Genomic DNA, 23,977 nt, shown 5'->3' with positions numbered 1-23,977 from the left:
GTTTTGCTGCACATTTCGCGTCACAGAGTGCTGCACAAGCAAGCGCATGTGGATGGTCGCGATGAAGGTAGTGAGGCTTGTACGGCGCGGGGACACTTTCCATCTCCGCCGTCGCGTCCCCGAGCGGTTCGCACGCGTCGAGGAGCGGAAGGTGATCTGGATCAGCCTCCGCACCGACTCCGAATCCCATGCTCGCCAGAAGGCCGAAGCCTCGTGGTCGCAGATGGTGGAGGCGTGGGAAGCTCGACTGGCGGGTGACACGGAAGACGCCGAACGCCGATTCGAGGCAGCGCGGCAACTCGCCGATCGTCGCGGCTTCCGCTACCTCCCGGTCGCCCAGGTCGCCAAGCTGCCCGAAGCCGAGTTCCTGGAGCGCGTGCGCACGGTGATGAAGCCGAACGGCAAGGTCGACTTGCTGGAGGCGCGAGCAGTCCTTGGCGGCGCGACCGTGCCGGGCATCACCGTCAGCCGCGCGCTCGAATTGTTTTGGGACCTCGCCGCCGATCGCACCATCGGCAAGAGCGAGGATCAAATCCGCCGTTGGAGGAATCCCCGGATCAAGGCGACCGACAACTTCGTGAAGGTGGTCGGCGACAGGGAGCTTGCCGCCATCACCGCCGACGACATGATCGATTTTCGCGGATGGTGGAGCAAGCGACTCGCGAAGGAAGGGCTGACGCCCGGCAGCGCCAATAAGGATTTCACCCATCTCGCCGACACATGGAAGACGGTGAACAAGCTCAAGCGCCTCGGGCTCGCCCTGCCGCTGTCCGACCTCATGTTCAAGGAAGGCGAGAAAGCCGAGCGACCGCCTTTCTCCGATAAGTGGATCAAGACGCGGCTTCTCGCCCCCGGCGCGCTCGACGGGCTCAATCTGGAAGCGCGATGCCTCCTCCTGGCGATGGTGAATACAGGATGCCGACCCAGCGAGCTTGCCGGGCTCATGCCCGAGCATATCCGACTCGGCCATGCCGTTCCGCATATCTCGATCGAAGCGGATGGCCGGCAGTTGAAGAACGCTTCGTCGCGTCGCGTCATGCCGCTCGTCGGGGTGAGCCTGGAGGCGATGAGAGAGTGCCCGAAGGGCTTCCCGACCTACCGTTTCAAGGACAAGGTATCCGACACGGTGAACAAGTTCTTGCGGGAAAACGGTCTCATGGAGTCGCCCGCGCATGTGCTCTACAGCCTTCGGCATTCGTTTGAGGATCGCCTCCTCGCGGCCGGCGTTGACGAGCGCATCCGGCGCGACCTTTTCGGCCACACGCTGAACAGGGAGCGGTACGGAAAGGGTGCAACTCTGGAGCACAAGCAGAAAGTGATTCAGGCCATCGCCTTTTGAGCGGCGACCAGCGCGCGGGCTCGGGCGACGGGGTCGGATGCTTCGTGCGCAGCGGCCAAGGCGTCCAGGCGCTCGAAAATCGGGAGATAGGTCGGGTCGCTGGCGATCAGGCCAGCGACCGCAGATCGCATCGTCTGGAGTTCGTGGAACGTGAGAGGCGCACTGGAGGCTGTGTCGAACCGCTGGATGCAAGTGCGTCGGTCCACGACCAAAGACATGGGGTGTCCTCAATGTCGGGACTCCTTTGGTCCGTGCTGCATTGTTACCGGGATGGGCTAGGCGACGAAGCCGTTGAGGCGGACTTCCGCCGCGCCAGACGGGTTGGCGGCCGGCTTCACGGCGACGCCGATGTAGCTATTGCCGCTGGCCGTCGTCGTGACGAGGCCGGCGGCAGTGTCGAAGTAAAGTTTGTCCCCGATCGCGAGGGGCTGCGTGGAGACCTTCGGCAGGGTGAAGACGCCGGTCGTCACGAGGTCGAGGGGCTCGCCCTGCAGCGCGTCGCCAGCCGCAATGCCGAACAGTTTGCCAATCAGCACGGGAGCGCCGGACAGGACGACGGCGGGTGCGGGAACGGTGATGTTCTCGCCCTTCTGGACGTAGTTCTTCATGGCTCAATGCCTTTTCTGGTTGGGGGCGGGCTTGATCCAGCCGGCCCAGAGGTAGTCGTCGGCGTCGTCCTCGGTCAGGGCGGAAGCCGGGAACACGTCGCCCGGCAAGGCATCCACCAGAGTGTCGCCGATCGCCACGACGATGGGGCGGACGGCGACGTAGTGAGTCTGCGTCATGTCAGAGACCTTTCGAGGTTGCGAAGCGAATGGTGGAGGCCGGCCGGCGGGAAGCGTCGGCGATCATGCGGTCGGCGGCCCGGATGGCTGCCGCCATCTCGGCGTCGGTCCCATAGCGGATACGCTCGTTGTTCTGGTCCTGGACCTCCCGAACGCCGGAAAGACGGGCTTCGATAAGCTCGTCCCTCCAGCGCGCAAGATCGGCGAGGGTTGCCACCGTCAGGCCCCCGCGTTGAGTTGCGCGCCGCGCCAATCAAGCCAGGCAGCCCCGAAGTCGAGCCAAGCGCGGAACTTCGCGCCCAACACGTCCCAGGCTTCCGCACGCTGAATCTGGACGCCGGGGGCCGACGCGAGGTAGCCGAACTGGAGGCACGGCAGGCGAGCCGGGTCCGCGAAGACGTACCAGCGGCCATCCTCGATACGGGGCTCCACGAGAAGCTGGAGCTTGCCGGCGAACGGGTTCACTTCGGCGATGGTCGAGGCCGACAGTTCGGCGAGCATTGCTTCGGCTTCCGTCTCCCGCTCCGGCCCGACCAGGAGGTACTTCGGAGTCGCCGAAATGAGAGTCCGCCCGTCCAGGCCCTTGCGGCCCCGCATGGCGCGGCGAGCCTCGTTCAGCGCGGCCACACTGATGGACGGGTTGCCCCCGGAGGCTGTCGACACGATTCCGATGTTCCCGCGCGTGGCGTGAAACACGGTCTTGGCGTCCGACAGCTTCGGGTTGCTCGTCACCGTTTCGAAGAGAATGTCGGCTTCCGTCTGCGCGGCGGCCTCGCCGAAGGCGGCGTTCATGTCGCCCAGCAAGTTGAGGTCGTCGTCAATCAGGAGCTTGCGGCTCACGTTGATGGCGCGGCCGTAGGTCTCCAGGCTCATGGTCTCGCCGTTCTCGGCGCGGGTCGTGTGCCGGAACTCGCCCGACTCCGACAGCGGCTCCAGCCGGCCAAGCTCGCCCAGCCGCACCGCCGTCGAGGTCTTGAAGTTGGAGAGGTTGCGCTGCTTGCACAGGAGGCGCAGTGGGGACTCGGCAGCCTTGTAGGCTTCCTGCGCGACCTTCCCCATTGCGTTGGAGACCAGGATCGGGAAGTCGCTCGTGGTGTGGGTGCCAGCGCGCACGAACACGTCGTCGGCGGCCATGCCGCGCGTCGAGATTCCGGCGGCGGCGAGCGAGTCCGAAGCGTGGTCGAGGAGACGCAGGCCCATGAACGGGCGAGCGGCGTCGCTGGGTGTCGCACCGTTCATGCGGCAGGCCAGAGCCTCCACACGGGCCGCACGGGTCTCGTCTGGGGACGGACCGGCGTTCTGGATGCGGATATGCGTCGAGGCTGACCGCGCCCGCATCCCCTCCAGCGCACGGGTGCGCAGCGCGAGGCGAGCATCGGCGACGCTCGCGCCGGCCGTGATCTGTTCTTCGGCCGCGCTGGGCGGGAGGTCCAGGTTCTCGCCGATGGCACGGATGGCGTTCTGGTCCGCCTCCGGCATCACGTCGAGGGTGTCGAGTTCTTCGTCCATTGCAGCATTCCTTTTGCGGGCGTTGGGGTCGGCCGGGATCGGCACGAGGGAGACTTCCTGGACCGTCCAGCGGGTTGCGGTGCGGACGCGCTCGCCCGTCGCCGACTTCGACTCGCGCCACTCAAGGACGCGATAGCCGATGGAGAAAGCCCGCAAGCTGCCGTCCTTCACGCGCTCTACGAGAGGCGTTACATCGGCGGCGAGCGAGAATCGGAGCGAGGCGGCGATGCCGTCCGGCTCGCGGGCGAAGTCGTAGGCACGGCCGATGGTGGCGCGCGCGGATCGTTGGTTGTGAGCGTCCAGGAACGGCACGTCGAGGTCGTCGGTCAGCACCGCGCCGGCCGGGTCCAGGACCTCCAGGAACATGCCCCGCGCGTCCTGCCGGCGCACCGGATGGTCCGTGGCGACAAGGGCTCGGATGAAGTAGCCCTTCGCGTCGAACTCACCCAAGGCGACCGCCGAGCGCCGCAACATGGGCGCGGCCTCCATCGAGCGGTCGGTGATCGCGCCGTCCTCGATCGTCACGTTGTCCCGCTTGCGGCGGGGCGTGGGAGCGTTTTGCGCGCGTTCGTGCTTTCGTGGGCGTGGGCCTTGGCTCATTCGGCGGGCTCCTCGGGGTTGGTAGGTCCGGCCGGCGCGGCGAAGGTGAGACCGAGTCGGGCTTCACGCGCGCGGTCGGCCGCGATCTCGGCGTCCAGCCGCTCGATGGAGTACCCCAGCGCGGCCACGGCCTGCCGCCGCGACATGAGGCCGGCCGCCATCATTTCGCGGGTGGCCTGCGCATCCTTCACCGGGTCCACCCACGGCTGGGCTGGCGGCAGCCATTCGCAGGCGAAGCCCTCGCGGGGGTCGTCCAGGTCGAGGTCGTCCAACAGCACGGCGGTCGAAACGAACCGTTCCCACACGGGACGGCATAGCTGGGGGATGATCGTGTGGAACTGGACGGCCTCCAGGCGTTGCCGAAAGCTGACGAGCGCCGCGCGAAGGGACGAATAGTTCGCCTGCCGGAGGTCGCCCGACAGAAGGTGCGCCGGCACGCCCAGCCCGGCAGCGATGGCCTCCAGGGTCAGCCGGGCCGTCTCGACGGCTTGGTTGGCAGCCTGTGGCGTGCTCCAGCGCACGTCATAGCCAGAGGGGAGGAATTGCAGGGTGCCCGGTTGTAGGCCGGTCTCCAGCACGTTGCCCGCTTGGTCGCCGTCGAACATGCTCCCGCCGGCGGTCCCATTCACGTCGGTCACCAGACCAACAAACATGGCCTGGACTTGCGCGTTCATCACCAGTGCGTCGGCGAGCTTGTCGAACTCGGAGGCAGTGAGCAACACGGGGGCAAGCCATGAGAGGCCGCGCACCTGTCCCGCGCCGAGCGGGCGAAACAGATGGATCACGTCTTCGGCCGCGACGCGCTGGGCGGGGGCCGCGTTGCCGGCGAAGGCGTCGGTCGGTCGGTGCGGCAGCAGCCAATAGGCGATGCGCCGGCCCTCCGCATCGAACTCGACGCCGTTGACGATGTAGCCGTGCGCAGTGGTGCGGGTCAGGGACTCGTCGCAGAGTTCGGCCGGCAGCAATTGCAGCTTGAGACGGTCGTCGTCCCCGTGACGCATGAGCACGAAGGCCTCGCCATCCACGACCATGGCTTGCATGGCCGCCGCCTGGAGGCCGTAGCCGTCCGTGCGCTCATCATGGTCGGCGTCTGCGTTCCAGGCGTCAAACAGCGTAGCGAGACGGTCGCGTGTGTCGGCGTCGGCGTGCTGCGAAGTCGGTGTGATCCCTGTTCCCACGAGGCCAGTCACAAGAGCCGCGACGCCGTTTGCGATATAGGGATGGTTCGCGGCGGCATGGCGCGCTCGGGAGCGGACCGTTGCCGTTGCCGCCGCCACTTCCGTCGAGGTCCGCCCGAAGTGCGGTGTGCCGCCCCAACGCCGTCCACCGCCCGCCGCCTCGAAGCGACGAACAGCACCACGACGATCGGCGCGGTTGAGGAAGCCCAGGAAAGACGGGAGGCGGACGGGCATCGGATCAAGCCTCCTGGGAAGCCCGAATCTCGTAGGCGAGACCTAAGAGCATCGTGTTGAGGGGCATTCGAGTGATGGCCTCAAGCGTGCGACCTTCACTCGCCAGACGAGCCGTCAGGACCCGAACGGCCACGGCGGCCTCCCCCTCATCGGGCTCAATTCGGGCTTCAACCATCGGCCGACCGCACTCATCGCGCATCAGCACGAGGCGCAACACCCACGGCTCGTCACACAAGACGCCATCGTAGGCGGTTTCGAGGGCCGACCCCCCATGGAAGACAAACACGCCGTTTTGCTTGAGGCGATCGGGGCGAAGCGTCGTGAAAGTCCAATCGAACGGATGGTAGCAGGCGTTCTCGATAGCGCGCAGCGCGTCACCGTCGAAGCCCGCGTCACAGGCTGCGGAAAGCACGACGCACAGGGGCAGTTCGGACTCATCCAAAAGTGCCGCATCACGCGGGCCCCGCTCGGGTAGGGCCTCGATACGCCCGCGAGCCTCGAAGTTCTTCAAGCGCCGGGCAAGCCCCAGGATATCGTCGGCCGGCCGTTGGTAGAGGCGGGCGATGATCGCGGCGGCTTCGGTTAGGGTAAAAGGCATAGCGTCCTCGATCCAGAGTAGAGGCCCCCTATGCCACGTCCTAAACCGTGAGTCTAGACACGCGAGTCCATACGTGGCATATGCCGTGCGTCCGGCTCTTTCTTCCAGAGTTCGTGCCGGGCATCCGGGGATTGACGAACGCCCCCGAACAGCCTCGGCGGCGGTTTGACTCGTCCTCGGCCGCCGCCGGGGCTTCTCTTCCAAAACAAGCACCAGGAGTCGTCATGTCGCCCAGCGAGAACCTCGCCGCGCTTGCGCAGATGAAGTACGATGGACAGCAGATGCTTCATGAAGGCGTCGCGCTTGGCTGGCCCATTTCCCTGACGCTCAAGCTCGTGCGAGCCGAGATGCGCAGTCGCAACCTCATGGTGCCGGCGGATATGACCGCGTGGCTGTGGGACGGCCGAACGTCGGATCGCACGATCACGAATCCGTTCAGCCCGGTCGGCGGTTAACCAATAACCACAGACGCGAGAGTTTTAGCGCCGGGACACTTGCTCCGGCGTTTAGCGTTTTGCACTCTGAATCCGGGTTTGCGGATAGGCCGTGAAAACAATTGGGACTAAGTAAATTGAGCGACCTCCTTCGCGAAGCAGAAGAAAACGGACGGGCGGCAGGTATCGCTATCATCGACGATTTAGTAAGAACGCGCGATATGGATAATTGCATTTCGCAGGTTCGACTAGCAGCGAGTGATAACAGTAAATTCAACTGGCATCTTCTCGAAACGATTCTTGCTCTGGCTTCTTTAGAGATGGAGCGCGGCAAGTCCGACTAGACGGACTGCGTAGGAGCCCCGCCAGAGCGCGACCGTTGCTGGAGGGTATCATCGCCCCTCCAGCCATGCCGAACGCACCACGGACGGCCTGCGGGATGGCAGGATGGGTGTCGCTATCTCCTCTTCCCGCCGCTCCAAGTCGAGCGATACGAGCCGTCGCGCGGCAAAGGCGTAGACGAGGCAATCCAGGGCCTCCACCCGCCGGCCCGGAATACGCTCGAAAGCTCGGACCGGATGACCGCGCACATGACGCACGATCCGACGCTCGCCGGCCAACTGTTCGAACCAAGTTTCAGTGAGGTCGCCGGCGAAGCGGATGGTGCGGCCGGCCGCAAGGCGGTTCACCAGTTCATTCTTGATTGCGTCCACGCCCACCAGCATCAACCGAATGTCACGCGCCTTGCTCGGCTCGACGGCCTTGCGGCTGAATCCTGCGACGCCCTTGCCCGCGAATACGCGCCGGCCTGTGCGGGGCTTGCAGAACCCATAGACCGCATCGGTGTGCCCGCCAGAGCCCGAGTCCACGATCGCCGCGTCTACCCGAAGCAGGCCGCCGCCAGGATGCCGCCAGGAGCGGCGTAGGAGGTCGTCCACTTCCGCCCAGGTGTCGTCTCGCAGCGGTGAACCCCACACAACCTCATGGGCGAGCACGAGCGCGTCGCCGTCCTTCGTCCAGCCCGCCGTCGTGATCTCCACCCGGTCGTCTTGCACGTCGAGCCCAGCGGTCACGACCAGGACCTCGGCGGGAATGGCGTCGAGCCCGAACGGCTCGGCACGGCTCGCCAACGCCCCACTGTCGATCTCGTCGCCCTCGTCACGCCAGGGCTCGCCCAGGAGCGTGTTGACGAACGTCTTGAGGGTTTCCGGGCTGCGCTTTGCGACCACGAACTCGGCGGCGAGCTTCCCCCAAGCCGCGTTCGGCAGGAGCGAGACGAGCGCATTCAAGCGGTAGCCGTGGTGCCCGACGACCTCGGGACGGGTCGCGCGCCAGTGACCGCCCGCCACCATGCGCGGCTTCTCGGTCTCGGGCACGAGGTCGTCGCAATGCGGGCATCGGAAAGCGGCGGTCGCAGGCTTGTCGGCCTCCCATTCGATCATGCGCCACGTCAGTTCCGTGAACGTGCCGCACGACGGGCACGGGACCTCATAGACCCGGCCGTCGCTCGCGGCGTAGGCGCGGCAGATGCGGGACGTAGCCTCGTCTACGGGCGTCGAGCCCATGACAATCTTGCGGTCGCCGTAGGACAGGGTACGGCGTTCGGCGAGCATCACCGGGTCGCCCTCGCCCTTCACGTCAACCTCGAAAGCATCCACTTCGTCGAGGAACAGCACGCGCGCCGTCCGGCCTCGAAGGTTGCGGGGCGAGCGTGCGGACACAAGCGCGAGGGAGCCACCGGGGAAGCGGCGCTCCAGCATAATGTCGCGGCCCTTCGGATCGGTCGAGATGACGGACCGGAGCGCGGGGGATTCGGCGAAGACGGGCTCGATATTCGAGGTCATCATCGTTCGCGAGTCCGCATCGGCCGGCAACACGACCAGGACGGAAGCCGGATCATTCGCGGCATAGTGGCCGATGGCGGCCGTCAGCAATTGTGAGTAGCCGACGCGGACGGATTTAAGCACGGACACGCGCTCCACCGTCGGGTCGCCGATCGAGTCGGCGATGGCGCGCTGATGGGGCCAGAGGCGCATCCGGCCCGGTTGGCTGGAAAGGCTGGCGGGCAACACGACGTTCGCTTCGCACCAGTCCGAAAGGGCAAGCTTGCGGGGCGGCCGGAGCGCCTGGAGAGCTTCGCGCCGGAGCGCAGCAAGCATGTCAGCCATCGGACAACGCCTCCAGCGCGGCGCGGACTTCTGCGTCCACCAAACGGACCGTCGCGGCATCTACGCCTTGGCCGGTCAGCCGGCCGGGGATCGCGAGCATCCCGGCACGGATCGCGTGGGCCGTATCAGTCCAGGCAGCACGTACCGCCGCGACCTCCAGAAGCTCGCCCGCCAGTTTGGCGGTTTGCATCTCGGCTTTGGCAGCCGTTGCGTTCGCAGCGCGAGCGCGAGCGTCGTTCAGTTCGTCCGTCTTCCGCAAGGTAAGCTTGGGTCCCTTTTTAGGGGGCGGCAGCGGCGTCCCACCAAGCAGGGCTTCAATGTCAGGCGCAAACGTCGGCGTCATCGGGTTACTCGATTCTGATTTTCTGCATGGGGGGACGTCACGCGGCTCCGCGCTCCCCCCGTAGGCACCCCACCCGGAGGGACCCGAAGGCCCGGGAGCAAGGTCAGACCGGGAGTTGAGACAAGTGGGACAAGTGCTCCCGCTCGGGTCTTACACACACACCCGCGCGCGATAGGGGGTAACGGGAACAGTCTTCCCACTTGTCTCACATTGAGCGAAAACAACACGTTATCCGATCTGGTCATCCTCGTCGAACGCCTCCTCAAGCAACCGAACCCCCCGCCGTCCAGCCCCCCGGATACCGGCCGTGTTCCTCAAAGCCTCAAATCCGCGCTGCGAAAGGTGCTCGGGAAAAGTCCGCTTCTTGCTTCCGGGGTCTTCGCCGAACCGCATGGCGTACCCTTGCCAAGACTGCCAAAGGTCGTCCGCCTTCGCGACGAACGACGGACCGACCTCGCAGCACTCCTCCAGCCATTGCCCGAACACGTCCTGTTCCGAGAAGTACGCCTCGGTCGCGGCGTTAACGACGGAAGGCCGGATCAACTCGTTGGCCTTCCAGTCGAGGCAACCAGCGATCAGCCACGACAGGATAGCCGGCCACTCGGCTTTCAGCTTCTCTGGAAGGTCGAGGTCGCGTTCGGCCGGCGGGTTGTTGAACGGCATGATGATGAAGCGACGACGGATCGCCGCGTCCACATCCTTAAGGCTCGGTGCGTTGTTACCGAAGATCGTAAGCTTGAACTGCGGTTTGAACTCGAAGAAGTCCTTCAGCATGAACCGCGCGGTGATGGTGTCCTGCCCCGTCAGCACCTTGATCCGGTTCTCGGCCCATGCGCGCCCCTTCTCGGTCTCGGACGCACGGGCCATGCGGGCACCGCGAAGGCGGGCGAGCTCGGTCGGATGCGCGTCGTGCTTCGACACAGTGAGGGTTTCCATCGGCACGTTCACGGCATAGTCGCCCATGATATCACCAATGGTGTTGATGGCCGTCCCCTTGCCAGCACCGCCAGGACCGTAAGCGAAGACGAGCTTCTGTTCCTTCGTGTCACCCGTCAGGCTATAGCCGCCCCATTGCTGCAAGAGCCGGATAGTGGCCGCGTCCCCCGCCAGGGCGTGGTCGAGAAAGCGGAGCCACATGGGGCAATCCCGCTCGGGCACGAAGTTGGCCAGCGGGATCGGCGCGACTGCCGTGACCTTGCTGATATGGTCGGCGGGATCAGCCGGGCGCAGTTCGCCAGTGCGAAGATCGACGGTCCCGCCGGGCGTACCCAGGAGCATGAGGTCGCAATCCCACGTGTCCGCCGTCACCGCAAAATTGCGATCCGTCCGCGCACCACGTTCGATAGCCTCCCAGGTTGGGACCGACTTGAGCGCCTTCACCGCGCCGTCCTTCGGATTGGCGCGCGCCATCTCGGTCGAGGTCTTCCGAGCGAAGTGATGCGCGAGCTTGGTCTTTTCGGCCTGCCAATGCGAACCGTCGAACCGGAACCACGAGCCGGCGTCGTGATCGAATTTTAGCTTGCCACGATACCGCTTCGTGAAGGCTCGGATGACGCCATCGTGGTCGAGGGCGAAACCGGCGACGGTCTTCTCGCCCTCGGGCTCGGAATCAAACGCGGTGTCCACGTCGATCGGTTCCGGCAAGTCCTTTGCCGACTCCTTTCCGTAGACGTGCGCGAGAACGCCTTGGATATCCCCACGGCGGGTCGACCATCGACCATCCCGCTGGGCTTTCGGAACCTCATCAAAAGCCTTCTGGAGCTTCGCGAATGCGTCCACAAATCCAACGCCCTTGGTCGCCCAATAGCCTGCCAGGGTGATGGTGGAACCGTGATAGTCCTCGCCGGCCGTGATCGCGTCGAGCAATGCGCGTTCGTCGACCTTTCCCGACGTGCTCTTGCCGGTTGAAGTCGGACGAACCTTCTCCAAAGCTCGCGCGTCGAGGTCGTCGGCGAGGTCGAGGAACCGGCCATCTGCGAAAGCGACGTCGGGGCGGCGGCCTTGGATGCCGCCGTAGTAAAACGCCTGCGACAGCGTGAAGCTCGCCCCTTGGTCGATCTTGCCAGCGAACAAGCCGTTGAGGCGGCGGACCAAACGCTCGCGCTCGGACCCCGGCAACTCCTGCGAAAGGGGGCAAAGCACTCGCCACTTGTGCTTCTCTGGCCGGCTTGTAGCCGTCTCATACGCGAGGGCGGAAACGCGAGCGGCCTCCAGCATACGGCAAGCGTCTTCAATCGATAGTTCGCCACCGTCATAGTCAATCTCGACGCCCGAGATGGCCTCTACGTTCATATTGGACCTGAGCGCACCTTTGTCCGTCTTCCGATTTCCGAACCGCGCCAGCTTCAACCAGGGAAGCTCGGTCTTCGCTTGTTCGTCCGTGTCGCCCGAGGCGTTGGTCTCCATGATGATCGACGCGAGGTCACGAAGCGAAAGCAGCCGCTCGCGCTTCTGTTGCGCAGACTGTTTCGGGAAGAACGTCACATTGAGGGGGCGATCTAAAGGCGAGGGACCGCCGCCCAGAAGGGCTTCGATATCCGGGTCGTAGATTACCGCGACGCTCGCCATGAGCGTATCAAGACCCCCCGTAGCGAACGCCGATAGATACAGTGCAAGCGGGTCAATTGCCGCGTGAACCGTTTTGAGGTTAATGTGTTGTGTCATTGGGTGTCCGCCCACTGCTTGATCCAGAAATTGCGCCGTCCCGATTCGCACTCGGGACGGCGTTTTGATTCCAAACTAGCCTATGGCGGGACTCGCTGCTTGCTATACAATTCGCTACACAAATTGCGACGCAATATGAATCTAAGTGACTGATTTAATTGGCTTTCAGTATTGGTCTGGTGCTCATCCTCTCCGCCATTTTAGCCTCTCCGCCATTTTAGCGATCCGACCTTTGATTCTGGCGCTACGATGTTTGTCGTGCTCACAACCGTCTCCACATCCCTCCGCGGCTGTCACCTGCGACGACTTGACGAACCCGTTCGCGAGTTGATGGGAACTCTTGGTTGATGGCTTGTCAGACGGCAACGTCCTCAAGCATCGACGACCTGTCGCCGTCGTCGTTCGCCGCCCTTCGCTCGCAATCGTTTGGGCTCGACAACAAATGCCGCACGATGATCTGACGCCGAATTAACGTCTCGTCCCCTAAAGTCGAATGGGGGACTTATGAACGCGATCCTGACTTGCCTTCAATCATCGCATGATCCGGCGCTCTTGGCGCTGGCGGCGCTGGCGGCGCTGGTCTGCGCCCTTGGGGTCTATGGATCGTCGTCCGTCGCCCGCCATGCGGGCCGGGTCGACGGGACCGCCCGCAGGCGGTGGGCGGCGGTCGGCATCGTCGCCGCCGGATGCACGGCCTGGGCGACCCACATGGTCGCCCTTCTGGCGTTCCAACCGGGAATGCAGTCCGGGTTCGACCCGTGGATGACGGCGCTGTCGCTTCTGCTCGCCGTAGCCGGCATCGGCGCCGGCCTGCTCGTGGTCGTCGGGCGCCGCGACGCCTCGCGCCGCTTTGCGGGCGGCGTCGTCATCGGCACCGGCGTGGCGCTGCTGCACTATGTCGGCCAGGCCGCCTACGTGGTGCGTGGCGTCGCGCAGTGGAATCATGAACTCGTCGCAATGTCCCTTCTCGTCGGACTTCCGCTGTTCGGCCTGTCGCTCGCCGTGTCGGGCGTGCGGAACCGTTCGATGCGCGCTGCCGGCGCACCGCTCCTCCTCCTGTCGATCGCGGTGCTGCACCTCGGCGGCATGGCGGCGCTTCAGCTCGAGTTCGACCCGCGCATCGAGCTTCCGTCGTCCGCCGTCTCTCCCGACGTCCTCGCGCCCGCGGTCGCCATCATCTGCTTCGGCCTGCTCTGCGTCGCCGTCATCGGCTTGCGCCTGACCCTTCATGCCAAGGCCGTGCTTCGCCGCGAACGTCTGCGTCTCGGCGAACTCGCCAATCTCGCGCTCGAAGGGCTGGCGATCTGCGACGGGGATCGGATCCTCACCGTCAACGACAGTCTGGCCACCCTCTGTGGCATGGCGCCCGCAGAGTTCGTCGGCCGCTCGCTTCGATCGCTCGTGCCCGGACGGGACCTGCTGGCGTTGCCGGAGCGGGAGGAGGCCGATGCGGACGTGGTGACGCCGGCGGGCAAGCTGCTCCCCGTCCGCGTGCTGCGCAGCGAGGTGCGGCTCGGCGGTCGCCCGCAGGCCATCATCGCCTTTCGCGACCAGCGCGAGCGTCTGCGCAGCGAGGAGCGCATCGCCGGGCTGCCCGCGCATGCGCTGGAGCTGGAGGTGACCGAGAACGTCGTGCTGCAGAGCGAGCGCACCACGGCGAGCCACCTGAAGCGACTTCGAGCGATGGGGGTCGGCATCGCCTTCGACGATTTCGGCACGGGCTACGCCTCGCTGACCATGCTCAAGCAGTTGGACGTCACACGGCTGAAGATCGATCGTTCCTTCGTGCGCGAGATCGAGACCAACCGGAAGGATCAGGCCATCGTCGATGCCGTCATCCGGATGGCGGAGGGCTGCGATCTGGCGGTGATCGCCGAAGGCATCGAGACGAAAGCCCAGGCCGACTACCTTCGCGGCCGCCTGCCGGAAGGGCAGGGGTATCTCTTCGGCAAGCCGATGACGGCCGGATCGTTCTCGCTCTTCTTCGTGGAGCCGGCCGAGCCGATCCGCCGGACGGGGTGACGCTCGCGGCCCGCCGACTCAGCCGATCCCGATTGGACGCCTCGTCGCCGGTCGAGCGGACACGCCTTCAACGATGTCACGAAAGTCCGCCATGCCGCACCTCCTGAGCTCCTTGAGCGTGATCCGCACGCGCCGCGAGATGTGGACGAAGGTCGTGGCCGCTACACTTGGCATCGTCCTGGTGACGGACGGCATCGACGCGGTGGTCAACCTCTACACCCAGCCGGATCGGCTCTGCCCGTCCTTCATCCAGACCACCCTCATCGCGGCCTTCATGTCGCTGCTCTTTCTCGGGTTTCTCGCCCGCGCGAACCTCCGGCTGTTTCAGCTCAAGGAGCGGTTCGAGGCCCTCGCCCATACCGATCTGCAGACGGGGCTGATGAACCGTGGCGGGTTCTTTGCCGCTCTCGACAAGGCGAAGGCGGGCGGCAGCGATCTGACGCTCGGCGTGCTCGACATCGACCATTTCAAGCGCATCAACGACGCTCACGGGCATCTCGTCGGCGACTACGTGATCGCCGAAGTGGGACGCGTGCTGCAACAGGGGCTGGGCGCCACGCATCTGGTCGGCCGCGTCGGGGGAGAGGAGTTCGCGGTCGCGCTGAACGGGCTGGACCCGCAGTCCGCCCTCGGAACGGCGGATCGTCTACGCCGCGATCTCGCCCGCATGGGAGGCGAGCCGCTGCCGCCCGGCCTGAAGGTGACCGCCAGCATCGGACTGGCGCATATCGGCAGAGGCGATGTGCTGGACGCCTACCGGCGAGCGGACCGGGCGCTCTACGAGGCCAAGCACCAGGGGCGAAACAGGAGCGTCAACGCGGATCGCGAAGCCGGCGGCAACGTCTTCCCCTTGCCGATTCCCTCTGGATCTTGAAACGTCGGCCCGACCCACCCAATTACGTCGAGTGCGATGCATCTCGATCATGGATCGATGCACGCAGAGGTCTTCTGCCTCGGCCGACCACGGATGTACTGGCGCGCCGAGACGAAGAGGCCGTAGGTCTCGCAAGAGACGCGAAGCCGCCGGGAGCGATCCCAGGCGGCTTTTTCGTTTTGGGCGCCGTGTCCTCTACGCTATCCCCTTAAGGGTGCCATGCGCGTCGCCGATAGCGGACAAGGGCAGATTTCAACGAGCCTCGCTCGATCCGTCCAGATGGTGCCGGTATCGCAACGCGGCCGCCGAGATGAACTGTCCCTCCCCGCGCGAAGTCGCCGATCTCGGCATGTCTCGCTCCGAGATTCCGACCCTCGCCCCCCAATCGGTGCGCCGACGAATTCCAGAACTTCGCGGCGGCCGGTCCTCTCGGCGACCGCGGTGAGCGGGCGGCACGATTTTTCCCGCCATCGCTGGCCCTTCCGAGACGTGCTTGCCGGTTCTCCCCCGGCAAGGACGTCCTTCTTTCATGACGTGGCGTCCGCAGGAGGTGGGGCGGCTCACTCTTCGGGGCCGAGGCGCTTGTTCCCGATGTCTCGATCGGTCAATCGGCCGCCGCTTACCGGATCGTCGTCGTTCCCCTTGAAGTGCCCGGCAAGGACGGATCGCCGTGTTCGCCCGCTGGGGACTCGTCGATGACGGCGATCCCGTCTTCATCGACGGGGTCGGTGTAATCGGGAGACACGCCCCGGTTGGGGAGCCTGCTCTCCTCGCGCCGAACCTTCTCGGTTTCCGTCTCACCCGAGGGGCTTCCCTCCGTCGCGACCTTCGATCCGTCGTCGCGAACCAGAGGCTTCTCCGTTGCGGGTGTCGTCTCGTTGCGGTCTGCCATCATCGCTCTCCTTGCTGGTCTCGCGAGCAAGGGAGACGAGGGCGGGATGGTTCCGCTTCCGGGGCGAGCGCGTCGACGCAGAGCTTCGCATCACGGGCGACCCCGCTTCGACCGGTCCCGATGCGACGAGCTCCGTGGGCGGCCTCCGCGGGATCGAGCGGCCCGGGTTCGGCGGCCGGGCCGTCGTCCACACCCGGTCTTGCCTGCCCAATTGCATGTGGTCGCCGCATCGCCGCGCGGTATCTCTCCTGATCCACGCAGCAGAAAGCGATGCTCATGCCCGATTTCGACGTCAAGTATCTCCTCACCGGCAACACCGGCGAAAAGGACGTGATCGAGACAGGCCGCGTCACGGCCGACAGTCCGGAGGATGCCCGCGTGCAGGCCAAGGCGGCGGGAAGCGCCAGAGGCATCGACCACGACGAGATCAGCGTCTCACGGGTCGATGCGAACGACGATGCGACGGTGGTCGACGTCACGCATGTCGAACATTAGGTTTCAGGCACGATTCAGCCTCGGCAGGGGCACCACCGTCCCGCTCGGGGGCGGTGCCAGTCGGGAGGCGCTTTCCAGCGCGTGGGCGGCTTCGAGAAGCAGAGCCGGCGTCAGCCGCGTCTGCTCCGCCGCGAGAGCCGGGATGCCGAGGCGTGCCGCAAGCCGGAGCTCGAGCGCCAGGGTCAGCAGGTCGATGCGGTCGAGTTTGGTCATGTCGGGTCCACTCCGGCGGAAACGCAGAGGGGCAATGTGACGGGCAAGGCTTCGATCCACGAGGGAGCCGATCATTTTGTAGGCTGGACGACGTTAACCCCTGCAACCCTACCAGTTCTTGGGAGGCTGCCGCCGCTGCGCATCGCCTCGATACCGCTGGCGCAACCCGGGTGCACGACCGGGCAGGTCGATGCCGCGGGTCACCTGCCGGCACCGGCGGTCCTGCGAGGGCGTTGTCGTTGAAGCCCCGGCGAACGTCATGTCACCGCGTTCGTCGTCGTGGAGACCGGTGCGGCCGGCGCGGCGTCTCGAAGCAGAATGCGGCCGCCGGCCGGCTTTCATCGTCCGGCGACGGTCTTCGGTTCGCGTCGAACGCATCGATCCGCGCTACTCGCAGCGAACGGTCTGCTCCGCCCGATACGTGCCGGCGGCAAACGTGCCGCTGGTCTTGGTCGCGGTGAGGTGCAGGTCGAGCGACTGGTTGCCATTGAGAATGATGGCCGACAGGACGTCGAGCAGCGACGATCCGCCCTGCGGCCGCCAGATGCCGGTGAAGGCGACGGCGTCGTTTCCGGTCGTGGGATAGACCGAGAAATGGCTGGGTTGCACCACCGACACGCGGAAGCAGTTCAGCTGGACGACCAGGCTGCATGTCGCGTGCGGAAACGAGCCGTTGATCAGCGTCGATATCTGGACGCGGCCCGGGCTTCCTCCGGGATTGACGGTCGACAGCGTCTTGAGGTCCGCCGACGCCGTGAGGACGCCCGGCGCGGAGACGATGATCGTGCAGGTGCCGATGCGCACGTCCACGAGCGCCGAGGCCGGTCCGGTCAGCAGCCACCACCAGCCCAGCGCGGCGGCGCACGCCCGGCGAAGCGGAAAGGCGGTCACCGCCTAGTTCCTCTTCGTCTTGGCATCCGACCAGCCCGTGTTCGCCCAGGCTGCGTCCGGTGCTGGCTCGCCGTTGCCGGGCGAGGCGACGGCGACCGCCGAAGGGCCGTTGGAAACGCCCATCTGCAGGAGCTTGAGCTCCGCCCGCAGCCGCGCGATCTCGAGATCGTAGAGTTCGGTGCAGTTCATGCGCTTGCTGCCGCCACCGAGCGGAATGACGACGCGCCCGTAGGTGGCGACGTCGCCATTGCGGTTGTTGGATCCGTTGATCGCGCCGACGTCGAGATAGGCCCCGGAGCCGCCGACGGCGGAGCGGCAAGTCGTGCCATCGGCCGCGCGAACCTCGTCCTGTCCCTGCGGAAGCGAGACGCCCGGCAGATTGAAACCGCTCTGGCTCTGGTTCAGGTAGTAGATGTCTTCGCCGTGAGCGGATGCGATCGGGGCGAGCGCGAGGCCGAGGCCGAGACCGATCAAAAGGCGCGTTTTCCCAGGAACTTGCCACATATCTGCGCTCTGACTTGTGCTTGAGTGTTGGGGAAGGGGATGCTTTCGGCGCAGATGCGGACCTTGCGTTCCCGACGGCCGGCGAAGGGAATGGCGACGATCACCGGACGCGAGGCGTTCGCGGACAGCATCAACGTGGCAACGGAGATCCGCGCATCCTCGATCGCCACGAAGTCCTGATCGTAGACGTGGATCTCGACGCGGATGGGCTTGCCGTAGGGGTTTGCCGGGAAGACGCGGACCGCGAAGGAGTCGCTGAGGCTCCGCACCTCGCCGCGCATCGGCGTCATCGACTGGGCTTCGGCAGCGCCGGCGAAGGCGCAGACGAGGGCGGGCGCGGCGAGCCCGAGGACGAGGCCGGCTATTCGCATCGCACGGTGACCGTCGCCGCATAGGTGCCTCCCATGAACGTGTCCGCGCCCGCCTTGGTGCCGGTCAGGTGTACGTTCATGCTGCGGGTGCCCGATCCCGTCATCAGCGTGGCCGTGCCGGTTTCCGCGACGCTCTGAGCGCCGAGCATCGAATAGGTCGGCGTCCACACGGTGCTGCTGAGGTCGGCGGAAGGGACGGTCGCCGAGGACACTGCGTCCAGGCTGACCCGCACCCCGCCCGTCGTGGTGATCTCTACCGTTGCCGGGACGCCGCCCGGGTTCTTCGAGCTCATGTTGCTCAGCGCGCCGTTCGGAGCCAGCGTTCCCGTCCCGTTGACGATGGCGATCGCGCAGGTGGTGGTGACCGTTCCCGTGAACGTCACGCTGTTGGTCGCGGCTCCCGCCGGAGAGGGCAGCCAGCCGCCCGCCAGGACCGTCGTGAGGAGAAAGGTGGACTTGATCTTCGACATCGACTTGGGGCCCAAAAAATAAACCGATGAGTATTATTTGCGCTCCAAACGTGTGCAAGCCTGTCTGAATGGCATGGAATGCGAACTGTCATTCTTAGCTATCAATCGATCGTTGGCGAGAGAAACGGCGCCAGATCCCGCGAGGATGGAGCGTCTATGCGAGGACGAGCGGCACGATGCCCGCGTAAGGCGCTTGCCGCTGCGTCTCATCTTTCCCCACCTCTACCGATCGCTCAGGGGCGCCGGAACCCGCGAGGGGAGCCACCCTACCTCGAAGCGACGGCGATCGGGCCCGGCGGGAATTGGTTCCGCCTCGGGTAAAATTTTTTGGGATCGTGAGACACCTGCTCATCCGACATCAACACATTCATGTGAGCTTAGCGCCTTAACACTTCCGGGGGCCGTCGATGCGCATTTCCATCAAGACCAAACTGGCGACCTCGTTCGCGTCCGTGCTCGTGCTCCTGGCGACGGCCGGTTATTACGGCGTCTCCAGTCTCGAGCATGCCAACAAAACGATGACGGCCTTCACGGTGCAGCCCTTCGCGCAGTCGAAGCGGCTGGGCGAGGTCTGGGCGTCGACCGAGGCGGTCGGGCGATCGCTCAACGCGATGACCTACATTCACGACGACGGCAAGAAGGCCGAGTTGCGGCAGTCCATCGAAACGCAGATCAAGGCGACGATCGATCTCCTTGGAACCTATCGGAGCGGGATCCCGCCCGAGGACACGGCCTCGGTCGCCGAGGCGGGCACCGTCATCGACGCGTGGAAGGCCTACGTGCCGGCGGTGGACGGCGTGATGGACCTTCTGCAGAAGAACGGGAACGTGCGGGCGAGCGAGCTGAACCGCTCGCAGTTCATACCGCTTCTGCATCAGGTCCAGGCCGAGCTCACGGCGCTGCGCGACGGCCTGTCGAAGGAGGGTGCCACCGGCCCCTTGCGCGACGCCGTCAGCGATCTGCGCGGAAACCTGCCGACCTTCGCCCTGCAGATCTCCAACGGCATTGCCGAGGACGACCAGAGTCAGCTGGAGGCGCTGAAGGGCCCCTATTCCGAAATGCTGGGCAAGCTGGCGAAGAGCTTCGACATCCTCGGCACCAATGCGGCTTCGACGCCCTACGCGGCCGTCGCCGGGCAGATGACGTCGGAATGGACGCGCCTCAAATCGGCCGCCGACGAGATCTTCGCGCTCGCCCAGGCCAACACCGACGCCAAGGCCGTGGAGCGAATCATCTCGGACGTTCGTCCGCAGATTCTTGCAATCATCGCGCAGACCCGCGCTTTGATCGCGAGCGAGACCGGCGTCGCCGATCGGATGATCGTCGAGACGCAGGAGAGCTACCTGACGACCCGCAACATCCTGCTGGCCCTCGTTCTGGGCGGGCTGGTGCTCGGCGCCGGCGCCGCGGCGTGGATGTCGCTTTCGATCTCGCGCGGGCTGCGCAAGGCGGTGAAGCTGGCCGACGACATCGGCGCGGGCGACGTCTCGCAGCATGTCGACGTGACGACGCAGGACGAGATCGGCGATCTCCTGCGCTCGATGAACGCCATGAGCACCAAGCTGTCGGACGTCGCGTCGGAGGTGGCGCGGTCGGCCTCGCAGGTGGCGTCCGGCTCCACGCAGTCGGCCACCACCGCCGAGCGCCTGTCGTCGGGCTCGACGGAACAGGCCGCGGCCTCCGAGGAGGCGTCCGCCGCGATCGAGCAGATGTCGGCGAACGTGCGCCAGAACGCCGACAATGCCTCCACCACCGAGAAGATCGCGGCGCAGGCCTCGACCAACGCGCAGAAGACGGGCGCCGCGGTCACGGCGTCCGTGCTGGCGATGCGCACCATCGCCGAGAGGATCTCGGTGATCCAGGAGATCGCCCGCCAGACAGACCTCCTGGCGCTGAACGCGGCGATCGAGGCGGCGCGCGCCGGGAGCCATGGCAAGGGCTTCGCGGTCGTCGCCTCCGAGGTTCGCAAGCTCGCCGAGCGTTCGCAGGATGCCGCGCGCGACATCGGGACACTCGCCTCGCAGACGCTTCTCACCTCCGAGGAAGCCGGTCAGATGCTCGATGCGCTCGTGCCCGACATCCAGCGCACGGCCGAGCTCGTGTCCGAGATTTCCGCGGCGTGCCGCGAGCAGTCGGTGGGCATCGACCAGATCAACCAGGCGATCCAGCAGCTCGACCAGGTGACGCAGTCGAACTCGGGCGCCGCCAACGAAATGTCGGCGACCGCCGCGCAGCTTTCGGCCGAGGCGGGCCGGCTGGAGGAGAGCGCCTCCTTCTTCAAGCTGGCGCAGCAGCCCGTGAGGGATGCAGCGTCCGGCGGCCGGCAGGCCTCGATCCGCGCTCTTCAGGCCAAGGTCGAAGCCTTCCGCGAGACGCATGTCGCCCCGAGCCGTCCGGCGACGGCAGCGATCGTGCGCGACCAGGGCGCCGGCACGGGCTTCGATCTGTCGCTCGGCGACGACGGCTTCCAGAAGATGAGCGCCTGAACGGGCGGGGTCGGCTCGTCGGCGAGAGCCGGGCAACCGCCGCGGTGGCCGATTGACGTCGAGGGCGCGTCGTCGAAGCGCCGCGTCCTCCCGTCATGCCCTATCCGATGAGCGTCGCTCGCCGAACCGGCGAGCTTCCATGACGATCCAAGCGTCGCCAGACGGCCCGTCGGACCCGCAAGGCCCGGAGGCCGGGCGTCATGCCTTCGTCGGCGGCTTGTCCGACCGCATGTTCTCGTCCTTGCGCTCGATCTCGAGATCGAGAAGCACTTGCCACGCGGCGGCCGCCGTCAGGTGCCGCTGCCGGGCGTGGACGAGCGTCTCGCGCTCGGCCGCCGCGAGCGCGTCCGCCAGGCGGGTGCGATAGACCTCTTCGCCGTCCATCATGTCGTGTCGTCCTTCCTGTCGCCGCGAATGAGACCCTGTAGCACGCCGTTCGCGCGGAACACGGAAAACGCGCGAGGTCCGGCGCCTGCCTTCCGCGTTCCAGCACGTCGCCGGCCGTGCCAGCCGTGGCCGTTGCCTGTTGCGGACGGGGCGACGGGCGCTTCTTTTCGCCGTTCCCGCAAACCGTCACACCATCGATAAAAAACCTTGTCACGGTCGTGTGAAACCCTTGCGGAGAGACCCGATGAACGAAGACAGCATGGCGCGCCTCGCCGTCGACTACGACCGCATCCGCAGCGATCTCGCCGACAGTTTCGACGAGGAGTTCGAGGTCGCGATGGACGAGGAGCGGCTGGACCGCATGCTCTTCGGCGCGAACCAGCCGCCGACGGGTGCCGACATCGAGAGGGGCGTCTATTTCCGCGAGCTGTTCCGCCTGCAACGCGAACTCGTGCGGCTGCAGGACTGGGTGCAGGCGCAGAAGCTGAAGGTCGTCGTGCTCTTCGAGGGCCGCGATTCCGCGGGCAAGGGCGGCGCCATCAAGCGCATCACGCAGCGCCTCAATCCGCGCGTCTGCCGCGTCGTCGCGCTGCCCGCGCCCTCCGAGCGCGAGCGCAGCCAATGGTATTTCCAGCGCTACGTGCCGCATCTGCCGGCGGGCGGCGAAATGGTGCTGTTCGACCGCTCCTGGTACAACCGAGCCGGTGTCGAGCGGGTGATGGGCTTCTGCAGCGAGACCGAGGTCGAGGAGTTCTTCCGCTCCGTTCCCGAGTTCGAGCGGATGCTCGTGCGCTCCGGCGTGGTGCTGATCAAGTACTGGTTCTCGATCACCGACGAGGAGCAGGAGTTCCGCTTCAACATGCGCATCCACGATCCCCTGAAGCAGTGGAAGCTGTCGCCGATGGACGTCGAGAGCCGGCGGCGCTGGGAGGACTACACCCGCGCCAAGGAGGCCATGCTCGAGCGTACCCACATTCCCGAGGCGCCCTGGTGGGTGGTGGAGGCCGTGGACAAGAAGAAGGCACGGCTCAACTGCATCCGCCATCTCCTCGACCAGATCCCCTATGGCGAGGTCGAGAAGCCGCTCGTGACGCTGCCGGGCCGGGTGCGGCACGCCGACTACGAGCGCCATCCCGTTCCCGCCGAGATGATCGTGCCCAACCGCTACTGACGGGGGGGAGCGCCGCGCGAATGCGGCGACCCGCCGGTCCGCGTGGCGTGTTTCCCGTCGCGTGTCTTCCCGCGGCCTTGCCGCCTGCCTTGCATCGATCCGCCGCCATGACCGCTTCGCCGACCCCCTTCGCTTCGCTGCGTGCCGACCTCGTCTGGGGGTTCGATTTCGAGGGGCACGACGCGCGGGCCGTCGCCGAGGCGGTGCTGGACCCGAGCCATCGCACCGGCGCGCCGCCGCTGCGATGGCTGCATCTCAACCTCGCCAACCAGGGGAGCCGGCGCTGGATCGAGGCGCAGGCCGCGATCCCGGAAGGGGTTCGCGAGCTGCTGCTCTCCTCCGACCGCCACCAGCAGGCCTTGATCGAGGAGGGCACGCTCGCCTGCGTCCTCCACGACTACGAGGTGGATTTCGGCACGGACGAGACCTCCCGCATCGGTCCGCTGTCGATCGTCGTCGGGGCCGGGTTCGTGATCACCGCGCGCCACCATCCGCTGCGATCGGCCGAGACCATTCGTCGGCGGATCGGGTCGGGGGCCCGGCCCGCCGACGAGGCCGAGGCGCTGGACCTCGTCGTCTCGGCGGTGCTGGAAGTCGCCGAGCGCCGCGCCCTGGCGCTGACGGCGGCCGTCCACACCGCCGAGGACAGTCTCCTCTCCAACGACTGGGAGCGCGAGCAGCAAGGGTTGACGGCCTCGCGCCGCGAGGTGGTGCAGCTCAACCGGCAGGTCTCCGGGCTGCGGTCCGTGCTCGGCCGGCTGGAGAAGGACCCCGATCTCGGCGAGATGCTGCTCGCCGTGGTGGAGAAGCTCAGCCAGCGCGCGATCTCGCTGCAGGGCGACGTCTCGGCCGTTCAGGCCGATCTGCGGCTGCTGCGTGAGGAGATCGACCTCGAGATGACCCGGCGCACCAACCGCAATCTCTACGTCCTGTCGATCCTCTCGGCGCTTCTCCTGCCCGCGACTCTCGTCACCGGCTTCTTCGGCATGAACACCGGCGGCATGCCCTGGAACGCCTCGCCGCACGGCACGCTGCTGGCAGGCTTCGCGGCGCTCGGGTCGGCCGCCTCGATCTATGTCTGGCTGCGCCGGCGAGGGTTTCTGTCGAACCGGTGAGACACGGCGCCCTCATCGTTCCCTCTATCGGACTAGAAAAAGCCCGCTCGGGGGAGGACCGAGCGGGCGAGTCTCAAGCATCAATCTGGGAGGAAACGATGCAGAAGACGTCTGCCACGTCCTGGCAAAGCTGAACAGCGGGGCTGTTGAAGAAGTGGGCGTCACCTGATTCACTGCCTCTGTCGATGGTTTGCCGGAGGCCATGATGCTGGGTCGGAAAGAGCGCGATCAGCT

26 protein-coding genes are annotated in these 23,977 nt (G+C 66.1%); 9 read left to right on the top strand and 17 right to left on the bottom strand.

Annotation, left to right across the window (positions count from 1 at the left end):
* Positions 1 to 46 precede the first annotated feature (46 nt).
* Entirely contained in the window at positions 47 to 1,339 is a 1,293-nt protein-coding gene (locus tag GGR04_RS13425; RefSeq protein WP_312857453.1) for a DUF6538 domain-containing protein, read from the top strand.
* On the opposite strand, the gene GGR04_RS23710 is transcribed toward GGR04_RS13425, so the two are convergent.
* The 7 genes from GGR04_RS23710 to GGR04_RS13395 form a co-directional block, all read right to left on the bottom strand.
* Positions 1,321 to 1,557: a hypothetical protein gene (locus tag GGR04_RS23710; RefSeq protein WP_210291789.1), complete on the bottom strand. Its 237-nt coding sequence runs from the start codon at positions 1,555 to 1,557 to the stop codon at positions 1,321 to 1,323. The two genes, GGR04_RS13425 and GGR04_RS23710, sit on opposite strands and share 19 nt — an antisense overlap.
* 57 nt (positions 1,558 to 1,614) lie before the next feature.
* On the bottom strand, positions 1,615 to 1,947 hold the full coding sequence (locus GGR04_RS13420) for a DUF2190 family protein (RefSeq protein ID WP_183200408.1): 333 nt from the start codon (positions 1,945 to 1,947) through the stop codon (positions 1,615 to 1,617).
* Positions 1,948 to 1,950: 3 nt separating this feature from the next.
* On the bottom strand, positions 1,951 to 2,124 hold the full coding sequence (locus GGR04_RS13415) for a hypothetical protein (protein ID WP_183200407.1): 174 nt from the start codon (positions 2,122 to 2,124) through the stop codon (positions 1,951 to 1,953).
* Position 2,125: 1 nt separating this feature from the next.
* Positions 2,126 to 2,341: a phage head-tail joining protein gene (locus GGR04_RS13410; protein WP_183200406.1), complete on the bottom strand. Its 216-nt coding sequence runs from the start codon at positions 2,339 to 2,341 to the stop codon at positions 2,126 to 2,128.
* A gap of 2 nt (positions 2,342 to 2,343) precedes the next feature.
* Positions 2,344 to 4,158, bottom strand: a complete 1,815-nt coding sequence (locus GGR04_RS13405) for a prohead protease/major capsid protein fusion protein (RefSeq protein WP_183200405.1) — start codon at positions 4,156 to 4,158, stop codon at positions 2,344 to 2,346.
* Between the two features lie 71 nt (positions 4,159 to 4,229).
* A complete protein-coding gene (locus tag GGR04_RS13400; RefSeq protein ID WP_183200404.1) occupies positions 4,230 to 5,645 on the bottom strand; it encodes a phage portal protein in 1,416 nt (471 codons plus the stop codon).
* A gap of 4 nt (positions 5,646 to 5,649) precedes the next feature.
* A complete protein-coding gene (locus tag GGR04_RS13395; RefSeq protein ID WP_183200403.1) occupies positions 5,650 to 6,243 on the bottom strand; it encodes a hypothetical protein in 594 nt (197 codons plus the stop codon).
* Positions 6,244 to 6,467: 224 nt separating this feature from the next.
* Between GGR04_RS13395 and GGR04_RS13390 the strand changes: the two genes are divergently transcribed.
* A complete protein-coding gene (locus GGR04_RS13390) occupies positions 6,468 to 6,698 on the top strand; it encodes a hypothetical protein (RefSeq protein ID WP_183200402.1) in 231 nt (76 codons plus the stop codon).
* Positions 6,699 to 6,814: 116 nt separating this feature from the next.
* Positions 6,815 to 7,021 carry a hypothetical protein gene (locus GGR04_RS13385; RefSeq protein ID WP_183200401.1) on the top strand — a complete coding sequence of 69 codons (207 nt, stop codon included), beginning with the start codon at positions 6,815 to 6,817 and terminating at the stop codon, positions 7,019 to 7,021.
* Positions 7,022 to 7,069: 48 nt separating this feature from the next.
* Here GGR04_RS13385 and GGR04_RS13380 read toward each other — a convergent pair whose 3' ends face one another.
* From GGR04_RS13380 to GGR04_RS13370, 3 genes are all read right to left on the bottom strand, one after another.
* Positions 7,070 to 8,845 (bottom strand): phage terminase large subunit family protein, encoded by a 1,776-nt coding sequence (locus tag GGR04_RS13380; RefSeq protein WP_183200400.1) that lies wholly within the window; start codon positions 8,843 to 8,845, stop codon positions 7,070 to 7,072.
* Complete coding sequence (locus tag GGR04_RS13375) at positions 8,838 to 9,188, bottom strand: hypothetical protein (RefSeq protein ID WP_183200399.1); 351 nt, start codon at positions 9,186 to 9,188, stop codon at positions 8,838 to 8,840. Before GGR04_RS13375 ends, GGR04_RS13380 begins: the two co-directional genes overlap by 8 nt.
* 228 nt (positions 9,189 to 9,416) lie before the next feature.
* Complete coding sequence (locus GGR04_RS13370; protein WP_183200398.1) at positions 9,417 to 11,852, bottom strand: phage/plasmid primase, P4 family; 2,436 nt, start codon at positions 11,850 to 11,852, stop codon at positions 9,417 to 9,419.
* A gap of 504 nt (positions 11,853 to 12,356) precedes the next feature.
* On the opposite strand from GGR04_RS13370, the gene GGR04_RS13365 reads away from it, so the two are divergent.
* Together GGR04_RS13365 and GGR04_RS13360 are read left to right on the top strand one after the other, a co-directional pair.
* The gene (locus tag GGR04_RS13365; protein ID WP_183200397.1) at positions 12,357 to 13,874 is read left to right on the top strand and encodes an EAL domain-containing protein; all 1,518 of its coding nucleotides are present in this window, start codon (positions 12,357 to 12,359) and stop codon (positions 13,872 to 13,874) included.
* Between the two features lie 91 nt (positions 13,875 to 13,965).
* Positions 13,966 to 14,748: a GGDEF domain-containing protein gene (locus GGR04_RS13360; protein ID WP_183200396.1), complete on the top strand. Its 783-nt coding sequence runs from the start codon at positions 13,966 to 13,968 to the stop codon at positions 14,746 to 14,748.
* Between the two features lie 619 nt (positions 14,749 to 15,367).
* Here GGR04_RS13360 and GGR04_RS13355 read toward each other — a convergent pair.
* Positions 15,368 to 15,640 carry a hypothetical protein gene (locus GGR04_RS13355; protein ID WP_183200395.1) on the bottom strand — a complete coding sequence of 91 codons (273 nt, stop codon included), beginning with the start codon at positions 15,638 to 15,640 and terminating at the stop codon, positions 15,368 to 15,370.
* A gap of 276 nt (positions 15,641 to 15,916) precedes the next feature.
* Between GGR04_RS13355 and GGR04_RS13350 the strand changes: the two genes are divergently transcribed.
* Positions 15,917 to 16,135 (top strand): hypothetical protein, encoded by a 219-nt coding sequence (locus tag GGR04_RS13350; RefSeq protein ID WP_183200394.1) that lies wholly within the window; start codon positions 15,917 to 15,919, stop codon positions 16,133 to 16,135.
* A 3-nt stretch (positions 16,136 to 16,138) separates the two neighbouring features.
* Here the strand turns inward: GGR04_RS13350 and GGR04_RS13345 are convergent, their stop codons facing one another.
* The 5 genes from GGR04_RS13345 to GGR04_RS13325 all read right to left on the bottom strand — a co-directional run bounded on the left by GGR04_RS13345 (position 16,139) and on the right by GGR04_RS13325 (position 18,584).
* The gene (locus GGR04_RS13345) at positions 16,139 to 16,348 is read right to left on the bottom strand and encodes a hypothetical protein (RefSeq protein WP_183200393.1); all 210 of its coding nucleotides are present in this window, start codon (positions 16,346 to 16,348) and stop codon (positions 16,139 to 16,141) included.
* A 387-nt stretch (positions 16,349 to 16,735) separates the two neighbouring features.
* On the bottom strand, positions 16,736 to 17,239 hold the full coding sequence (locus GGR04_RS13340; protein ID WP_183200392.1) for a hypothetical protein: 504 nt from the start codon (positions 17,237 to 17,239) through the stop codon (positions 16,736 to 16,738).
* 3 nt (positions 17,240 to 17,242) lie between these two features.
* On the bottom strand, positions 17,243 to 17,713 hold the full coding sequence (locus GGR04_RS13335) for a hypothetical protein (RefSeq protein ID WP_246393153.1): 471 nt from the start codon (positions 17,711 to 17,713) through the stop codon (positions 17,243 to 17,245).
* A complete protein-coding gene (locus GGR04_RS13330; RefSeq protein WP_210291788.1) occupies positions 17,710 to 18,114 on the bottom strand; it encodes a hypothetical protein in 405 nt (134 codons plus the stop codon). Before GGR04_RS13330 ends, GGR04_RS13335 begins: the two co-directional genes overlap by 4 nt.
* Positions 18,105 to 18,584, bottom strand: coding sequence for a hypothetical protein (locus GGR04_RS13325; RefSeq protein ID WP_246393152.1), 480 nt, complete (start codon positions 18,582 to 18,584; stop codon positions 18,105 to 18,107). The genes GGR04_RS13330 and GGR04_RS13325 overlap by 10 nt, the downstream gene beginning before the upstream one ends.
* A gap of 407 nt (positions 18,585 to 18,991) precedes the next feature.
* Here GGR04_RS13325 and GGR04_RS13320 point away from each other — a divergent pair, with 407 nt between their 5' ends.
* Positions 18,992 to 21,070, top strand: a complete 2,079-nt coding sequence (locus GGR04_RS13320) for a HAMP domain-containing methyl-accepting chemotaxis protein (protein WP_183200391.1) — start codon at positions 18,992 to 18,994, stop codon at positions 21,068 to 21,070.
* A 198-nt stretch (positions 21,071 to 21,268) separates the two neighbouring features.
* Here the strand turns inward: GGR04_RS13320 and GGR04_RS13315 are convergent, their stop codons facing one another.
* A complete protein-coding gene (locus GGR04_RS13315) occupies positions 21,269 to 21,457 on the bottom strand; it encodes a hypothetical protein (protein ID WP_183200390.1) in 189 nt (62 codons plus the stop codon).
* 259 nt (positions 21,458 to 21,716) lie between these two features.
* Between GGR04_RS13315 and ppk2 the strand changes: the two genes are divergently transcribed.
* Entirely contained in the window at positions 21,717 to 22,628 is a 912-nt protein-coding gene (ppk2, locus tag GGR04_RS13310; RefSeq protein WP_183200626.1) for a polyphosphate kinase 2, read from the top strand.
* A gap of 107 nt (positions 22,629 to 22,735) precedes the next feature.
* The gene (locus tag GGR04_RS13305; protein ID WP_183200389.1) at positions 22,736 to 23,743 is read left to right on the top strand and encodes a CorA family divalent cation transporter; all 1,008 of its coding nucleotides are present in this window, start codon (positions 22,736 to 22,738) and stop codon (positions 23,741 to 23,743) included.
* Positions 23,744 to 23,977: the final 234 nt, after the last annotated feature.

The sequence above is a fragment of the Aureimonas pseudogalii genome, from assembly GCF_014196835.1.
Lineage (GTDB): Bacteria > Pseudomonadota > Alphaproteobacteria > Rhizobiales > Rhizobiaceae > Aureimonas > Aureimonas pseudogalii.
The sequence above is the reverse complement of the archived record's forward strand: the minus strand, read 5'-3'. Positions and strand labels throughout refer to the sequence as shown.

Coding starts and splice junctions, on each gene's coding strand:
- GGR04_RS13425 (WP_312857453.1), top strand. CDS start 47: ATGTGGATGGTCGCGATGAAGGTAGTGAGGCTTGTACGGCGCGGGGAC.
- GGR04_RS23710 (WP_210291789.1), bottom strand. CDS start 1,557: ATGTCTTTGGTCGTGGACCGACGCACTTGCATCCAGCGGTTCGACACA.
- GGR04_RS13420 (WP_183200408.1), bottom strand. CDS start 1,947: ATGAAGAACTACGTCCAGAAGGGCGAGAACATCACCGTTCCCGCACCC.
- GGR04_RS13415 (WP_183200407.1), bottom strand. CDS start 2,124: ATGACGCAGACTCACTACGTCGCCGTCCGCCCCATCGTCGTGGCGATC.
- GGR04_RS13400 (WP_183200404.1), bottom strand. CDS start 5,645: ATGCCCGTCCGCCTCCCGTCTTTCCTGGGCTTCCTCAACCGCGCCGAT.
- GGR04_RS13395 (WP_183200403.1), bottom strand. CDS start 6,243: ATGCCTTTTACCCTAACCGAAGCCGCCGCGATCATCGCCCGCCTCTAC.
- GGR04_RS13390 (WP_183200402.1), top strand. CDS start 6,468: ATGTCGCCCAGCGAGAACCTCGCCGCGCTTGCGCAGATGAAGTACGAT.
- GGR04_RS13380 (WP_183200400.1), bottom strand. CDS start 8,845: ATGGCTGACATGCTTGCTGCGCTCCGGCGCGAAGCTCTCCAGGCGCTC.
- GGR04_RS13375 (WP_183200399.1), bottom strand. CDS start 9,188: ATGACGCCGACGTTTGCGCCTGACATTGAAGCCCTGCTTGGTGGGACG.
- GGR04_RS13370 (WP_183200398.1), bottom strand. CDS start 11,852: ATGACACAACACATTAACCTCAAAACGGTTCACGCGGCAATTGACCCG.
- GGR04_RS13365 (WP_183200397.1), top strand. CDS start 12,357: ATGAACGCGATCCTGACTTGCCTTCAATCATCGCATGATCCGGCGCTC.
- GGR04_RS13360 (WP_183200396.1), top strand. CDS start 13,966: ATGCCGCACCTCCTGAGCTCCTTGAGCGTGATCCGCACGCGCCGCGAG.
- GGR04_RS13355 (WP_183200395.1), bottom strand. CDS start 15,640: ATGGCAGACCGCAACGAGACGACACCCGCAACGGAGAAGCCTCTGGTT.
- GGR04_RS13350 (WP_183200394.1), top strand. CDS start 15,917: ATGCCCGATTTCGACGTCAAGTATCTCCTCACCGGCAACACCGGCGAA.
- GGR04_RS13345 (WP_183200393.1), bottom strand. CDS start 16,348: ATGACCAAACTCGACCGCATCGACCTGCTGACCCTGGCGCTCGAGCTC.
- GGR04_RS13330 (WP_210291788.1), bottom strand. CDS start 18,114: ATGCGAATAGCCGGCCTCGTCCTCGGGCTCGCCGCGCCCGCCCTCGTC.
- GGR04_RS13325 (WP_246393152.1), bottom strand. CDS start 18,584: ATGTCGAAGATCAAGTCCACCTTTCTCCTCACGACGGTCCTGGCGGGC.
- GGR04_RS13320 (WP_183200391.1), top strand. CDS start 18,992: ATGCGCATTTCCATCAAGACCAAACTGGCGACCTCGTTCGCGTCCGTG.
- GGR04_RS13315 (WP_183200390.1), bottom strand. CDS start 21,457: ATGATGGACGGCGAAGAGGTCTATCGCACCCGCCTGGCGGACGCGCTC.
- ppk2 (WP_183200626.1), top strand. CDS start 21,717: ATGGCGCGCCTCGCCGTCGACTACGACCGCATCCGCAGCGATCTCGCC.
- GGR04_RS13305 (WP_183200389.1), top strand. CDS start 22,736: ATGACCGCTTCGCCGACCCCCTTCGCTTCGCTGCGTGCCGACCTCGTC.